15 protein-coding genes are annotated in these 14,590 nt (G+C 60.2%); 9 read left to right on the top strand and 6 right to left on the bottom strand.

Annotated features, from left to right (window positions below; genetic code table 11):
- The first annotated feature begins 14 nt into the window (after positions 1-14).
- The 3 genes from ACJ8IP_RS02155 to ACJ8IP_RS02145 all read left to right on the top strand — a co-directional run bounded on the left by ACJ8IP_RS02155 (position 15) and on the right by ACJ8IP_RS02145 (position 3,812).
- Positions 15-2,486, top strand: a complete 2,472-nt coding sequence (locus ACJ8IP_RS02155; protein WP_442524289.1) for a fimbria/pilus outer membrane usher protein — start codon at positions 15-17, stop codon at positions 2,484-2,486.
- Positions 2,487-2,502: 16 nt separating this feature from the next.
- Positions 2,503-3,438, top strand: coding sequence for a Csu type fimbrial protein (locus ACJ8IP_RS02150; protein ID WP_198793173.1), 936 nt, complete (start codon positions 2,503-2,505; stop codon positions 3,436-3,438).
- Positions 3,439-3,572: 134 nt separating this feature from the next.
- Positions 3,573-3,812 carry a YebV family protein gene (locus ACJ8IP_RS02145; RefSeq protein WP_033652110.1) on the top strand — a complete coding sequence of 80 codons (240 nt, stop codon included), beginning with the start codon at positions 3,573-3,575 and terminating at the stop codon, positions 3,810-3,812.
- A 54-nt stretch (positions 3,813-3,866) separates the two neighbouring features.
- Here the strand turns inward: ACJ8IP_RS02145 and ACJ8IP_RS02140 are convergent, their stop codons facing one another.
- Complete coding sequence (locus ACJ8IP_RS02140) at positions 3,867-4,466, bottom strand: C39 family peptidase (protein ID WP_042784320.1); 600 nt, start codon at positions 4,464-4,466, stop codon at positions 3,867-3,869.
- 4 nt (positions 4,467-4,470) lie between these two features.
- A complete protein-coding gene (locus ACJ8IP_RS02135) occupies positions 4,471-4,863 on the bottom strand; it encodes an ASCH domain-containing protein (protein WP_033638276.1) in 393 nt (130 codons plus the stop codon).
- A gap of 336 nt (positions 4,864-5,199) precedes the next feature.
- On the opposite strand from ACJ8IP_RS02135, the gene yniD reads away from it, so the two are divergent.
- Positions 5,200-5,292, top strand: coding sequence for a small membrane protein YniD (yniD, locus tag ACJ8IP_RS02130; protein ID WP_016928013.1), 93 nt, complete (start codon positions 5,200-5,202; stop codon positions 5,290-5,292).
- Between the two features lie 38 nt (positions 5,293-5,330).
- On the opposite strand, the gene ACJ8IP_RS02125 is transcribed toward yniD, so the two are convergent.
- Positions 5,331-5,483 (bottom strand): hypothetical protein, encoded by a 153-nt coding sequence (locus ACJ8IP_RS02125; protein WP_162997461.1) that lies wholly within the window; start codon positions 5,481-5,483, stop codon positions 5,331-5,333.
- A gap of 159 nt (positions 5,484-5,642) precedes the next feature.
- Between ACJ8IP_RS02125 and ACJ8IP_RS02120 the strand changes: the two genes are divergently transcribed.
- Positions 5,643-5,852: a hypothetical protein gene (locus ACJ8IP_RS02120; protein WP_033642834.1), complete on the top strand. Its 210-nt coding sequence runs from the start codon at positions 5,643-5,645 to the stop codon at positions 5,850-5,852.
- A 146-nt stretch (positions 5,853-5,998) separates the two neighbouring features.
- Here ACJ8IP_RS02120 and ACJ8IP_RS02115 read toward each other — a convergent pair whose 3' ends face one another.
- Together ACJ8IP_RS02115 and ACJ8IP_RS02110 are read right to left on the bottom strand one after the other, a co-directional pair.
- Positions 5,999-7,417, bottom strand: coding sequence for a serralysin family metalloprotease (locus tag ACJ8IP_RS02115; RefSeq protein ID WP_033652108.1), 1,419 nt, complete (start codon positions 7,415-7,417; stop codon positions 5,999-6,001).
- Between the two features lie 328 nt (positions 7,418-7,745).
- Positions 7,746-9,089 carry a 2-hydroxycarboxylate transporter family protein gene (locus ACJ8IP_RS02110; protein ID WP_033642832.1) on the bottom strand — a complete coding sequence of 448 codons (1,344 nt, stop codon included), beginning with the start codon at positions 9,087-9,089 and terminating at the stop codon, positions 7,746-7,748.
- Positions 9,090-9,521: 432 nt separating this feature from the next.
- Here ACJ8IP_RS02110 and pckA point away from each other — a divergent pair, with 432 nt between their 5' ends.
- Positions 9,522-11,141, top strand: coding sequence for a phosphoenolpyruvate carboxykinase (ATP) (pckA, locus tag ACJ8IP_RS02105; protein ID WP_033642831.1), 1,620 nt, complete (start codon positions 9,522-9,524; stop codon positions 11,139-11,141).
- Positions 11,142-11,197: 56 nt separating this feature from the next.
- On the opposite strand, the gene ACJ8IP_RS02100 is transcribed toward pckA, so the two are convergent.
- The gene (locus tag ACJ8IP_RS02100) at positions 11,198-11,842 is read right to left on the bottom strand and encodes a TetR/AcrR family transcriptional regulator (protein WP_164106053.1); all 645 of its coding nucleotides are present in this window, start codon (positions 11,840-11,842) and stop codon (positions 11,198-11,200) included.
- 93 nt (positions 11,843-11,935) lie between these two features.
- On the opposite strand from ACJ8IP_RS02100, the gene ACJ8IP_RS02095 reads away from it, so the two are divergent.
- The 3 genes from ACJ8IP_RS02095 (at position 11,936) to ACJ8IP_RS02085 (ending at position 14,500) form a co-directional block, all read left to right on the top strand.
- Positions 11,936-12,634, top strand: coding sequence for a DAPG hydrolase family protein (locus ACJ8IP_RS02095; protein WP_164106054.1), 699 nt, complete (start codon positions 11,936-11,938; stop codon positions 12,632-12,634).
- An 84-nt stretch (positions 12,635-12,718) separates the two neighbouring features.
- Entirely contained in the window at positions 12,719-13,105 is a 387-nt protein-coding gene (locus tag ACJ8IP_RS02090) for a GFA family protein (RefSeq protein ID WP_072627735.1), read from the top strand.
- A 90-nt stretch (positions 13,106-13,195) separates the two neighbouring features.
- Positions 13,196-14,500: an MFS transporter gene (locus ACJ8IP_RS02085; protein WP_164106055.1), complete on the top strand. Its 1,305-nt coding sequence runs from the start codon at positions 13,196-13,198 to the stop codon at positions 14,498-14,500.
- Positions 14,501-14,590 lie beyond the last annotated feature (90 nt).

Here is a 14,590-nt window from a genome sequence, read left to right as displayed (position 1 = left end):
CGCAGGTGATGCGGATGTCGCCATCGCCCTCACGCGGCATGCAGCTCAAGCCGCTGGCCCTGGCCGTACTCTGTATGGCGGTAGAACTGTGCCCGCCGCCTGCCGCCGCCGACGATTTGCCACCGCCGCCCCGCGCCGTCAGCATGCCGGATACCACGCTGTATCTGGAGCCGGTGGTGAATGGCCGCCCGACCGGCAAAGTCGTGCCGGTCGCCTACCGCGGCGGCCATTACTATTTAACGCCTCAGCAGCTGATCGATGCCGGCCTGCCGGTGACGGACAAACAGGTGAAAGAGATCGCCGTCGATCAACTGGATAAGGTCGACGTCACCTACAGCGGCGAAACGCAGCAGTTGCTGATCTCGGTGCCCAACGATTGGCTCCCCAGGCAAACCCTCGGCGACGCCAACCCGGAGCAGCGGCTGCCGGCGCAAAGCAGCCTGGGCTTCTTGCTGAATTACGACGCCTACATCAGCCAAAGCGGTGGGCGCGGCAATCCGGGCTATTTTTCCGCCTGGAGCGAACAGCGCCTGTTCGACGGCTTCGGCGTTATCGCCAACACCGGCATTTTCCGCAGCAGCTTCAACGGCGAGACCGCCACGCAGCAGAACAATCGCTATATCCGCTACGACAGCAGCTGGCGCTACAGCGACGACGACACCATGCTCAGCTATACCGCCGGCGATCTCACGACCGGCTCGCTGCCCTGGACCAGTTCGGTGCGCATCGGCGGTCTGCAGGTAGCGCGTAATTTCGCCACGCGGCCGGATCTCATTACCTACCCGCTGCCGCAGTTCTCCGGCCAGGCCGCCGTGCCGAGCAGCGTCGATCTGTACATCAACAGCTATAAAAACACCTCCGCCAACGTGAATCCCGGCCCGTTCACCCTGAATACCGTGCCCTACATCAACGGCGCCGGTCAGGCGACGGTGGTGACGACCGATGCGCTCGGCCGCCAGATCAGCACGACGGTGCCGTTCTATGTCGCCAGTTCGCTGCTGCAGGCCGGGTTGAGCGATTTCAGCCTGTCGGCAGGCGCGCTGCGCCAAAACTACGGTTACCGATCCGCGGACTACGGCCAGTGGGTGGCCAGCGGCAGCGGGCGTTACGGCGTCACGGACTGGCTCACGATCGAAGGGCGGGCGGAAGGTGCGGCGGAGTTGGCGGTCACCGGCGCCGGCGCCGGCGTGCGCATCGGGCAGCTAGGGGTGCTCAACGCCTCCTACAGCTACAGCCAGGCGGGCCGCGACGCTTTCAACGCCCCTCCGGTCACGCCGCGGTATTACGATCCGGTCACCGGCCAACCGGTGCAGCAACCGGATGCCGGTCCGGTGTATCAGTACGCCGGCCGCCACGGCGATCAAACCAGCCTGAGTTACACCTACAGCAATCAGTATTTCAGCCTCAACGCTCAACGGGTGCTGCGCAGCGCGGACTTTGGCGATCTTTCCACCTACAAGAGCAGCTATCGGCTGAGCCGCCGCACCGATCAGCTGACCGGCAGCATCGGCCTAAGCCGCTTCGGCAGCCTGGGCGCCGGTTATTTCGACGTGCGCGACTCCATCGGCCAGCGCACTCGCCTGGTCAACCTGTCGTACAGCCTGACGCTGTGGCGCAACATCAGCCTGTACGCCTCGGCAAACCGCGAGATTGGCGGTGACGGTTACAGCTCTCAGCTGCAGATCAGCATTCCGTTCGATACCTGGGGCACCGCCAACGTCAGCACCGCCCGCGACGCCGGCAACCGCTGGAGCGAACGCGTGGCTTACAGCCGCGCCGCGCCGACCGACGGCGGTTTCGGTTGGAATCTGGCCTATGCCGGCGGCCAGGGCAGCAACAGCGATTATCGTCAGGCGGATGTGACCTGGCGCACCTCGCTGTTGGAAACCCGCGCCGGGCTGTATGGCAACCGTAACGACTACACCCGCTGGGGCGAAGTCAGCGGTTCTCTGGTGGCGATGAACGGCGGCGTTTATGCCACCAACACCATCAACGATGCCTTCGCGCTGGTATCGACCGACGGCTACGCCGGCATTCCGGTCAGCTACGAGAACCAGCGCATCGGCGTCACCAACGACAAAGGTTATCTGCTGGTGCCCACCGTCACCTCGTATTACCACGCCAAGTTCCAAATCGACCCGCTCAATTTACCGGCGGACGTTAACCTGCCGGCGGTCGAAAAAACCGTCGCCATCCGCGATCACAGCGGCTACCTGGTCGAATTCCCCGTCCAGCGCCTGTCCGCCGCCGACGTGGAGCTGGTCGATGCGCAAGGCAAACCGCTGGCCAACGGCAGCCAGGTGGCGGTGCTCGGCGGCAATCAACAAAGCTACGTCGGGTGGGATGGCATGACCTATATCGATCCGGTGCAGCAATACAACCGATTAAGCGTAATCCCGGCCGACGGCGGCCCGCCGTGCCAGGTCAGTTTCAGCCTGGCCAACCCGCAGGGGCTGCAACGCGTCGGCCCTCTCGTCTGCCAGTAACACACGGAGAAGAAGAATGATGTCTCGGCAAGTGAAAATCTTTTTGGCGGCGCTGCTGTTGATGTGTGGACAACACGCGCTGGCGGACTGCGCCACCACCAACGGCACGGTTACCCTGCCCAGCAGCAACTCCTTCGCCGTCTACAACGGCCAGATAAGCGCCCAGGGCACTGCGGGGCTGAACTGCACCGGGCTCGGGCTCAATTTGCTGACGCAAAACACCGTCACGGTCAAGATCGCTTCCACCACCAACAACATGGCTCTGCTGAACGGCAACGGCTCAGGCGATAAAATTTCTTATTTGATCTACCCGGATTCGAACTACCAGTACCCGTATAGCGTCGGCCAGACCATCGATTACAGCTCGCTGAATCTGCTGTCGCTGATCCTGATCTCTTCCAACGTCAACTTTCCGGTGTATATCAAAACCGTCGTCGGCGCGAACGTCAGCGCCGGCACCTATACCGATACCATCAACCTGGTGTGGAACTACCATATCTGCGGCCTGGGCCTGATAGGGCTTTGCATCTGGTGGGACGGCACCAATCAACCCAGCACCGTGACCGTCACCGCGGTCATCACCAAGAGTTGCCTGATCAACACCGCCAACAACGTCAACTTCGGCAGCATGGCCTTAGTGGGGCAATTCAATCCGATCAACCAAAGCATCACGCTGACCTGCACCAAATCCCAGTCTTACAGCTCCTACTTCACCAACGGCAACAACCCGATCACCGGCTGGCGGCGAATGCTCAGCGGCACCAGCAACTTCCTGCAGTATCAGATCTATTTGCCCAATACCAGCACCGTGTGGAGCAGCACCAACGCGCAAAGCGGCACCGGCACTGGCCTGGCGCAAAGCATCCCCTTTACCGCCGCCGTCAATCCGGCGCAGACCGAAGTGCCGGTCGGCACCTATCAGGATAACGTCAGCTATGTCGTGACTTACTAGCGCAGCCGCTAGCCGCCCGGCCGAATGTTGCCAGAGTGTATTTTTTATGTGGCATTTTTTGCTCATTTGGCTATGCTCATACCGATGACCTGACTGGTCTAACCTCCTACCACATCATTGAGCAAGGAGTTCCCATGAGCAAAACCGTCGTAAAAATTGGCAGCTTCGAGGTCGATGACGCGCATCTTCACGCCACCGCCGACCGTGCAGGCACCCTGAGCATCCCCTGCAAGTCCGATCCGGATCTGTGCATGCAGCTCGACGGCTGGGATGAACACACCAGCATTCCGGCCATCCTCAACGGCAAGCAGTCGCTGCTGTACAAGCAACACTACGACCGACAGACGGACGCCTGGGTGATGCGGGTGGCATGAAAATATATCCAGTAGGTTGACGACGCGCTGCTTTCATCAGAAACAGCGCGTTTTTTATGCGATGGCGATGCCGCGGCCGGCAAAGAAGTGGGCGAAGCGGTTGAGTGACAGCTGTACTCGCTCGCGCGTCGCCGGGCTGTCGCCCGAAGGATTATGGAAGGTCACGCTTTGCGCATCGGCGGCGGTGATCAACACCAGATGCCCGCCCCGCTGCGGCGGTATGCTCTCGGGCCGGCGAATGGCGGGATGCACCGAGGCGATAAAGTAGCGGCATTCATGAAGCAGCGCCGGCACATCGGCGGCCGCCAACCCCACCTTCACCTCCGCCTGCAGCGCGAACTGCTCGCGCACATACTCGACGAACGGCGCGTAAATCAGCCCTTTTATCCGCTCGTTCTCACGCACATAGGCACCATAAGGCAGGCTGCGGCGCGCCAGTTCCAACAGCGGCGGCGCTGCGCCATCGCGGTGGCCCAGCACCATTTTCAGGCAGGCCATGCCGCACACGTGGTTGGCCCACTCGACGTACTCCGCCCGATCGCGGGCGCCGCTGCGCGCCCAATTCTCGTCTTGCGCCAGCGTCGCGCGGCCGGCGATCAGATCGGCGGCCATCTCCGGGCTCGCCCACTGGCACTCGTAGGGAACGGCGCGCATCCGTTTAGAACTTGTCGACGACTTTGAAATTCATCAGCACCAGCGTCATGTCCGGCGAGAACAGATCGTACTCTTCGAAGAAGCGTTGCAGCTCTTTGCGCCAATGCGCCAGCGAACGATCGCCCTCGCCTTCGGCAAAGGCGTGCGCTTCATCGACCTGATCGTACGTTTTCATTTCCACCGCGGTCAGCTCAACCGCGCAGACCGGCTCTCCCTTGCCGTCCACCACCAGGAACCGATCGCCGGCCTGTGGGATGCCCTCGCCGTCCAGGTTGGAGCAGGTCGCCGTTTTGGTGCCGTTCAAAATCAATTGCACCACTTCATCGGCCTGCTGTTCGGTATCGCCGAACGCCCAGCGCTCAAGGTGCTCGTATTTCTGTGGAATTGCCGTCGCCATGATTATACCTTTTGGAAAAATGCCTCAATGCAGACAGGATAGTACAACGTATTGGCGGCCGTCTGCATCCGTCACAAGCGCGACTGCGCGTTATGCCAGCGCCGTCTTTACGAGTTTTTACCGTTCTTCGCTGTGCCTTCAGCGCTACGGGGCGCATACTGTGAACATTATTCACTCAATGGCAACGCCAGGCGGCAACATGCGGCAAGACGATTTCGATGCTGACGATACCTTCAGCGATTTACTCAACAGCGTCGCGTTGGCGACGCTGTTGCTCATCGCCATCGCCGGCGGATGGTATTTCAGTTAAGAGAGGGCGACGTGGCGACAAAACGCATGGGCAACAAGCTCAGTAAAATGGTGGTGGTGCTGCTGCTGATCTGCCTGGCGTTGCTGCTGTTGCGTTGGGCGGCGATAGCGTTCGGTTAATCCCATAAAACGACGCCGGCCAACCGCCGGCGCCCTGCTCACCGCCGCGGCGCCGCGGTCGGCTCCAGTAACTCGCGCAAATAGGCCAGACGCGCTTCCCCCTGTGGCAACCAGCGACGGCACAGCCAATGTTGCGTTTCACCCGTGCGGCTGAGGCGGTAGTACTCCGCGAAGGTTTCGACCCAGTTCATGATGTGTTCTCCTGCTTTTCGACATTGCCAGTATTGAGCGCAAAAACCAGAAGAAATACTGATGGCTTGTTTTTTATGCTTCCTGTTTTTTGCCGTCGGTAGCGAAGCCGCAGTTCAACTGCTACATTGGGCGAAAATCAACCCACCGAGGTGTAGGCCATGACGTTCTCGGAACAGGAGATTAAACCCGTATGGGATGAAGTCGCGCGCCTGATCGGCGACAGCGTGATGCAGCTGCGCCATCGCGGCGAGGCGCTGTCGGTGGAAACGCTGGAGAAACATCTGGCGCGGCAGCTGGCCGAGAGCAACGACATCGAACGGCGTATCCTGCTCGGCGCCGCCATCAACATGCTGAAAGGCGGAAAATGAATCGCCAACCGAAAAGGTTGGCGATCCGACAGAAGCCCGAGGTATGCAAGCCCGGCCTTCTGCGCGCTACTATGTCACGCTAATATGACGTAATTAATAGGAATTGTCGGGTTTTTGCCCAAAACGCCCTATTTTTGTTGCCTGCATTACGCCAACACGAAATCGCCGGCATCCAGCGGCTGCCCCACCACTTTCACCAGGAAATCGTTGCCGTCAAAGGCGCCGCCCAGGTTGATCGCCACATCGCTGACGTGATTTTGCGCATCGTAGCTCAGCTTCGCCTCGCCCGCCTTGCCGCTGAACTGATCGACGAAGCGGATGCCGTCGGCGCTGCCGGTGTTGAACAGCGTCAGATCGATCTTGTCCTCGCCGCGCACGAAGTCGCGGATCCAATCCGGCGCCGCCGCCGTCGACTCATCCGCCGCGAAGTAGACGAAGGTGTCCTTGCCGGCGCCGCCCCACAGCTGATCCGCCCCTTTGCCGCCGTACAACACATCATCGCCCGCGCCGCCCTTGAGCACGTTATCGGCGGCGTTCCCGACCAGCACATCGTTACCCGACCCGCCGATGGCGTTTTCAATCGTTACGCCCGCCGCGATCGACACGTTGCCTTTCAGGCCGCCGACGTCCGAGAACGCCTTTTCATTCAGGTTGATGCGCTGATTTTGGCCAAAGCCGGAGAAGTCGAAGGTGTCGTTGCCGCCGGCATCCCAGGCGGTGAAGATTATCTTGTCCTGCGCGCCGGTGGCGGTGAGGAAGTCGCGATCGGTGTTGGAATTGAAACCGTAAACCGTGTCGCCGGTGCGGGTGTTCATGTTGGCGCCGTAGAAATGCTGGATCGCCGTGATGTCATTGAGCAACGGTCCGGAAGAGTACGCGCCTTTAAAGTCCTGCCCGGTGTTGCTTTCGCTGAAATAGCTCATCAGGCTGTGGGCGCGGCTGTCTTCGAAGTAGGTCGCGTCTTTAGCGTAGGTGATACTGACGCCCGGCGCGGCGTTATAGTCGCCCGGGTGCTGCAACCCCAGCGCATGACCGATCTCATGGGTGAAGGTCTGGCGGCCGTACTCGTTTTCATGGATCTGGTTGTTGACGAAGGTGTGGTTCTTGGCGTTATACCAGGTTTGACCGGCGACCGAAGGCGATGAATCCGGGTTATATGCAAAGGCATAGGAGCCGCGCGAGCTGTAATCGAACAGACCGAATTTGATATTGGCGGCGGCGGTGTTGCTGGTCTCGGTGAAGGTGATGTTGGCCACGTCGGACCATGACTGCAGCGACAGTTTGGCCTGCTCGCGCTGTTCCGCGTTAAAGCTGCTGAAGCCGCTGATGCTCATGCTCGACATATTGCCCGGCGCCTTTTCCCAGAAGCTGTAGGTCAGGGAGACCGGCTTTTCGGTCACGCCCTTGTCGTGCCAACTGCGATCGCCGCGCACCAGTTCCAGGCCGGCATTCTCGAACGTTTTCGACGGATGAAGCACGGTAATGGTGTCGTCTTCATCGGGTTTATAAGCGCCCAGCAGGGCTAATACGCCTTCGGCCTTAACGGAAGCATTGCTTGATGACATAACCTTATCTCCATATTCGTCAATTCAATCGGGGTGATGCCCCAACTGGCGGATTGCCTGAACGGCAGCGGCCCGGTGTTGAATCAATACGGGGATATCGGTAATGCGCTGGCGCCTTCCATCGGCACTCTGAATGAGAACGATAATCCCTTAAGAGAAGAGAATAGACACATTTTACCGAGAACAGATTTTTCTTATCAAAAGTGTGACAGGGATTTTCCGCCATGCGAATGATTTTCAAGGTAATAATCAGCATTATCACGATGTCGAAAAAAGTATAAAAAAACCGGGGCAATCCAACCCCGGCTATCCATAACACACTCTGGACTCAGACTAACCAACCGAGCAACAGCGTCGCGCCAATGACCGTGGAAGCGCCGCCGATGCGCGTAGCGATTTGGGCGAACGGCATCAGCCCCATGCGGTTGGACGCCGACAGGATCGCCACGTCGCCGGTGCCGCCCAGGCCGCTGTGACAGCAGGTGACGATCGCCGCTTCCACCGGGAACATCTTCAGGTAAGGCGCAATCAGGAAACTGACCAACCCCATCGACAGCACCACCGAGCCGCAGACCACCACATAGCCGACCGAGAACACCGCAACCACGCTTTCCAGCGGCACGTACAGCATGCCCAGACCGATCATCAGCGGCCATACCAACGCGGTGGAGACGAACTTATAAAAACTGTGCGCGCCGGTCTCCATCGAAGCCGGGATCACCCGGCAGTATTTGCACAGCACCGCGAACAGGATCATCAGCACCGGGCCAGGGATATGCACGATATGCTCGAACAGGCCGCCGACGATAAAGAAGGCGCAGATCACCAGCAGCCCGCCGCCCATCAGTTGGAAATCGACGTTGCCGCTTTGTTCCTTGATGGCGAACATCGCGTTCTCCTGCGCCGAACGGATCAGCATGCCGTCGCCGCTCAGCGCCTTGCGCTGCATGCCGATGCGCGCCAGCACCCCGGCGGTCACGATGGCGAAGATATTACCCAGCACCGCCGCCGGCGCCAGCTGCGCGACGTAGACGTCCGGCGTCGATCCCAGGATCGCCGAATAGGCCAGCGACAGCGGTAAAATGCCCTCGCCGATGCCGCCGCCGATGATCGGCACGATGATAAAGAAGAAGGTGTGATAGAAGGTGAAGCCGAACAGTTTCCCCACCAGTAGCCCGGTGATCACCGCCGTGACCGTGCCCACCACCAGCGGCACGAACATGCGAATCATCCCCTGGATCAGGATCACCCGGTTCATGCCGAGAATGCTGCCGACCACCAGACTGGCGATGACGAAATAAAGCAGGTTGGCGTCTTTCATCAACAGATGGACGGTGCCCATGACGTTGGGCTGGAACACGTTGAAGTAGACCAGCACCGACGGCACCATCAAACACAGAATGGCCGGCCCGCCGATATCGCGCAGCACGGGAATGCTTTTACCCAACTGCGCCAACGCAAAGCCCAGCGTCATTATCACCGCCAGGCCGCCGATCATATTCTTCGGCAGGAAGTTAGCATAGGCGGAAATCGCCACGATGGCGCAAATCGTGATAAACAACGCGATCGGCACCGCACCGATATCTATTTGACGAAGTTGATTAATTAATCCTGATGATTCGGACGATGCCGTATTTTTATCACAGGCTATTTCTGCATTTATCTGTTTCATTATTCACCCTGCTGACAAGCGTACAGTACGGTTAGATCCACCTGGCGCAACAATCCCGCCATAGCCAAGTGAAAACAACTAATTACAAAAATCCTATTGCGGATTTCGCTTTTTCTAATAAGAAATAAAACAGTAGACAGCACTGACAATATGATAAAAAATAAAAATGCAAAACTAAATTACGCTGAGGGAATTCAATATTGTGACCCTCCGCCAAGGTTGGTTTTAATTAATTATCGTCAGCATTTTGTAATTAAAGTAATCAGGCTTAAATTCGCTGCTATGCTATAGGAGGGCGAAAAAGCCCCCTGCTTTATTAATAAAGAACCGGAAACGCCATTAGCTGAATCCGGTCAGCTTGATCCGAACCTTAATCCTGCGCGCGGCACCGCACGGGAAAAAGGCATAATATGACTCATAAGGAAGTAGAATATGTCTTCACGCGCTGTTACCCCACAAACCCTCGCTCGCTACGGCATCCATCAGGCCGCCGACATCGTCTATAACCCCAGCTATGAATTGCTGTTCGCCGAAGAGACCCGCGCCGACCTGCCGCCGCTGGAACGCGGCACCCTCACCCAACTGGGGGCGGTCAACGTCGCGACCGGCGAATTTACCGGCCGTTCGCCGAAAGACAAATACATCGTGCGCGACGACACCACGCGCGACACCGTCTGGTGGTCCGACAACGGTACCGGCAAGAACGACAACCAGCCGCTGTCACCGGAAGTCTGGCAGCATCTGAAGACGCTGGTGGGCAACCAGCTCTCCGGCAAGCGTCTGTTCGTGGTGGATGCCTTCTGCGGCGCCAACGCCGATACGCGCCTGAAGGTGCGCTTCATCACCGAGGTGGCCTGGCAGGCGCACTTCGTGAAAAACATGTTCATCCGCCCAAGCGACGCCGAGCTGGCGGACTTTGAGCCGGACTTCGTGGTGTTGAACGGCGCCAAATGCACCAACCCGGACTGGCAGCAGCAAGGGCTGCACTCGGAAAACTTCGTCGCTTTCAACCTGACCGAGCGCATGCAGCTGATCGGCGGCACCTGGTACGGCGGCGAGATGAAGAAAGGCCTGTTCTCGATCATGAACTATCTGCTGCCGCTGAAGGGCATCGCCTCGATGCACTGCTCGGCCAACGTCGGCGAGCAAGGCGACGTCGCGGTGTTCTTTGGCCTGTCCGGCACCGGCAAAACTACCCTCTCCACCGATCCGAAACGCCAGCTGATCGGCGATGACGAGCACGGCTGGGACGACGACGGCGTGTTCAACTTCGAAGGCGGCTGCTACGCCAAAACCATCAAGCTGTCGCCGCAGGCGGAGCCGGAAATCTATCAGGCGATCCGCCGCGATGCGCTGCTCGAAAACGTCACCGTGCGGGCCGACGGCAGCATCGACTTCGACGACGCCAGCAAAACCGAGAACACCCGCGTCTCTTACCCGATTTATCACATCGAGAACATCGTCAAACCGGTGTCCAAAGCCGGCCACGCGCGCAAGATCATCTTCTTGACCGCCGACGCCTTCGGCGTGCTGCCGCCGGTGTCGCGCCTGACGCCGGAGCAGACCCAATACCACTTCCTGTCCGGCTTCACCGCCAAGCTGGCCGGCACCGAGCGCGGCATCACCGCGCCGACGCCGACCTTCTCCGCCTGCTTCGGCGCCGCGTTCCTGACGCTGCACCCGACGCAATACGCTGAAGTGCTGGTGAAACGCATGGAGGCCGCCGGCGCCCAGGCTTACCTGGTCAACACCGGCTGGAACGGCAGCGGCAAGCGTATCTCGATCAAAGATACGCGCGGCATCATCGACGCCATCTTGAATGGCGACATTGAGCAGGCCGACACCTTCACGCTGCCGATCTTCGGGCTGGCAGTGCCGACCGCGCTGCCGGGCGTCGATCCGTCGATCCTCGATCCGCGCAAAACCTACGCCGACGAATCGCTGTGGCAGGAGAAAGCGCAGGATCTGGCGCAGCGCTTTATCGATAACTTCGCCAAATATACCGTCACCCAGGCGGGCGAAAAGCTGGTGAACGCCGGGCCGAAGCTGTAACGCAGACGTTTTGCATCCTGCTGTTTAAGGGCCGAACTTTCGGCCCTTTCTTGTTTTCATCCTTCCGCCAGCAAACCCGGCATCACCAGCGCCACCGCCGCCGCGATGCGCTCGTCGATCGCGCTGCCGGGCGGCAACAGCCCCAGCGTCATCTGCCGCAGCGGTTCGGCGATGGTCATCGCCAACAGCAGATCGCTGGTTTGCGCCCAGTCACGCTCACGCAGCCAGCCGTACTGCTGCTGGCGCCGCAGCCAGTTCGCCAACGTCGCCCGTCCGCGCAGAATGCCGTTGCGCTGATAGCTGTCCAGCAGCGCCTCGCGCCCCGGAAACTCGCTTTGCAGCAGCCGAAATATCCCCACCGCTTCGGCGCTCAATACCTGCTGCGCCACCGCCGTCAGCCCTTTTTCCAACAGCGGCGCCACCGCCTCCCGCCGCCCGGCATCCTGGGCGAAGGCCGGCTGAAACGCCTCGGTCCAGCCGCTCACCGCCTGCGCCACCAGTTCGTCGCGATTGGCCGCAAAGCGATACAGGGTTTTTTTAGCCACCCCGGCGCGTTTCGCCACCGCATCCACCGTTGCTGCGGCATAGCCGCCGTCGAGCAACAGCGCCAGCGTCGCCTGCGCCAACGCGGCGCGCAGCGCCGTTTCCGGCGTGGCCGGCCGGCCGCGAGCACGCAGCGGTTCTTCATTCGGGTTCGCCATATTTATTCCTCACAAGCATTGACAGACTCAGCATAACGGCATAGTTTTATTTTGGAAACACAATTCGTTTCCAAAATAAAACAGGAACCCATTATGACACATCCTTCCCTGCTGGCGCCGTGGGGCGTTAACGATATCAACGAGTTGCTCAAACCTGAACCGCTGCGGCTGGAGATGGGGCTGAGTCGCAGCGCCGACGGTTTGCTGACCGTCGCGGTCCGTACCGATCTGCACGGCTGCAAGGGGCGCATGCTGGACTGGTGGTTCACCTTCTTTGAGAACACGCAGCACATCAACTGGTGGCACCCGCACGATCACGTTGAACATCGCGGCTGGGACCGCCATTGGAAAAAAGGGGAAAGCTACGTCGGCGCCAGCATCGAAGCGGTCGAATGGCTGGCGGAGCTGCCACCGGTCGCGGCGCGCCTCAAATTCCACGCCGCCGAGGACTTCTTCGCGCCGCAACCGCTGCGCCAGGCGCGTGACGCGCAGGCGCTCTCCGCCGCCGTGTGCGCGCGCATCGGCTTCGGCGACCAGGTGGCGTTGGATGACAACGGCGATCCCTGCGACGGCGAGATGCTGCATCTGGCGCGCGATACGCCCTACGGGTGCGTGCTGCGCAGCCGTTTCCTGCTGGGTAAAGCCTGCGCCAACGCCCACGACGAACTGTCGGACGACATTGGGTTTAACCTGATGCGCCACTGCTACAACGAGTTCAGCTATCTGGCGCAGTTCCTGCCGTCGCTGTACTACGCCGAAAACGGCCGCGAGCGGGCGCCGTTGCTCTGGTAATGCATCAGCGGGGACCTGTTAATTTTTCGCGATATCGCTATAGTGATTTTCATCGTTTTCCCCTGCGCTCATGACGGAGACATCATGGAAAATCCCTGCTATAGCGGCGGCTGCCTGTGCGGGCATATTCGCTTTCAGGCACGCGGCCTGCCTGGCAATCCGCACAGCTGTTCCTGCGATTTTTGCCGCCGCCACTCCGGCGCGCCGACGCTCTGCTGGGTCGAATTTCCGCGTCAGGCCATCGAGTGGAACGGCCCGGGCGGCATGCCCACACTCTACCGTTCTTCACCCTATTCCAGCCGCGCCTTTTGCCCGCGCTGCGGCAGCACGCTGGGGGCGATCGACGACGAGCCGGCGGTGGCGCTGGCCACCGGCAGCTTCGATCGGGCCAATCTGCCGGAGCTGCGCCCGACCTCACATGCGTTCGCCGATGTTTGCCCCGAATGGTGGCGTATCGACGGCATGCGCTGAGCGCCTCACAGTTCCCGCTGAAATCAATTGATTGTTTTGTCGTATAAATTTAGAACTGACGAACAATAATTCAAATGTATGGGAACGGGGATGAATCAACAGACTTTCGACGCGCGCCGGTCGCGTCAGGCGTTGCTGGCCGGCTCGGTCGGCAACTTTATCGAATGGTATGAGTTCGGGGTATACGGTTTTCTGGCCACCGTCATCGCCGCCAATTTTTTCACGCTGCAGGGTGAAAATGAAATCACCAGCCTGATCCTCACCTACGCCGCCTTCGCGCTGGCGTTTTTCTGCCGGCCGATCGGCGCGGTGATCTTCGGCCGTATCGGCGATCGCATCGGCCGTCGTCCGACGCTGATTGCGGTCCTGCTGCTGATGACGCTGGCGACGGCGTTGATCGGCGTCATGCCGACTTATGCCTCGATCGGCGTCGCCGCCCCGCTGCTGCTGACGCTGCTGCGTATGTTCCAGGGGCTGTTCGCCGGCGGCGAATTCGGCGGCGCCGTGTCGCTGATGACCGAGTTCGCCCCAAAGGGCAAGCGTGGGCTGTTCGGCGCATGGCAATCGCTGACCGTCGCGCTCGGCCTGTTGGCCGGCGCCGGGCTGGTGGCGCTGCTGGCCGCGCTGCTGAGCGTGCAGCAGTTGCATGACTGGGGCTGGCGCATTCCCTTCCTGCTGGCGCTGCCGATGGGCGCCGTGGCGCTGTGGCTGCGGCTCAAGCTTGAGGAAACGCCGACGTTTACTCAGGCGCAGCAACATGCGGAACACGCTATCACCCCACCGGAAGTGAAGCTGGGCGGCGTGGTGAAAACCATTCTGGTCGGCATCGGCCGCATGATGGGCTGGTCGGCCGCCGGCTATACCTTCCTGGTGGTGATGCCTTCCTATTTGCAAACCTCGCTGCACGCCACCTTCCAGCAAGCGCTAGTGGCGACGGTGCTGGCCAACGTCGGTTTCGCCCTGACCATCCTGCCGGCGGGCATCATCAGCGACAGGCTGGGACGAAAAACGGTGATGCTGACGGCGGTGGCGGCGGTGATCCTGTTCACCTTCCCGCTGCTGCACCTGTTGCAGGATGCGCAGAGCTTACTGTGGATCAAAGGGCTGGCAGTCATGATCGCCGGCGCCGTGGTCGGCCTGCTGGCCGGTCCCGGCCCGGCGATGCTGGCGGAGATGTTCCCGACCCGGGTGCGCTATACCGGCCTGGGGCTGGCTTACTCGCTGTCCAATGCGGTGTTTTCCGGCTCGGCCGGGCTGATTATCACCGGCCTCATCAAACAGACCGGCAATATCGACATTCCCGCCTACTATGTGGTCGCCACGTCGGTGGTCAGCCTGTTTGCGCTGATGACGCTGCGCCGCGACGATCATCTGCGCTCGCTGAACGAACGTTAATCTCGCCACAGGGGCGACGGCGCCCCCATTCCAACTCGTGATAATGATCACAACGCAATAATGTTAACGTTAACTTTTGTGATTAACATC

It is taken from the genome of Serratia sp. CY52157 (assembly GCF_052168495.1).
Lineage (GTDB): Bacteria > Pseudomonadota > Gammaproteobacteria > Enterobacterales > Enterobacteriaceae > Serratia > Serratia ureilytica.
Note: the sequence above shows the minus strand (reverse complement) of the source record. Positions and strands in the feature narration are given on the sequence as shown.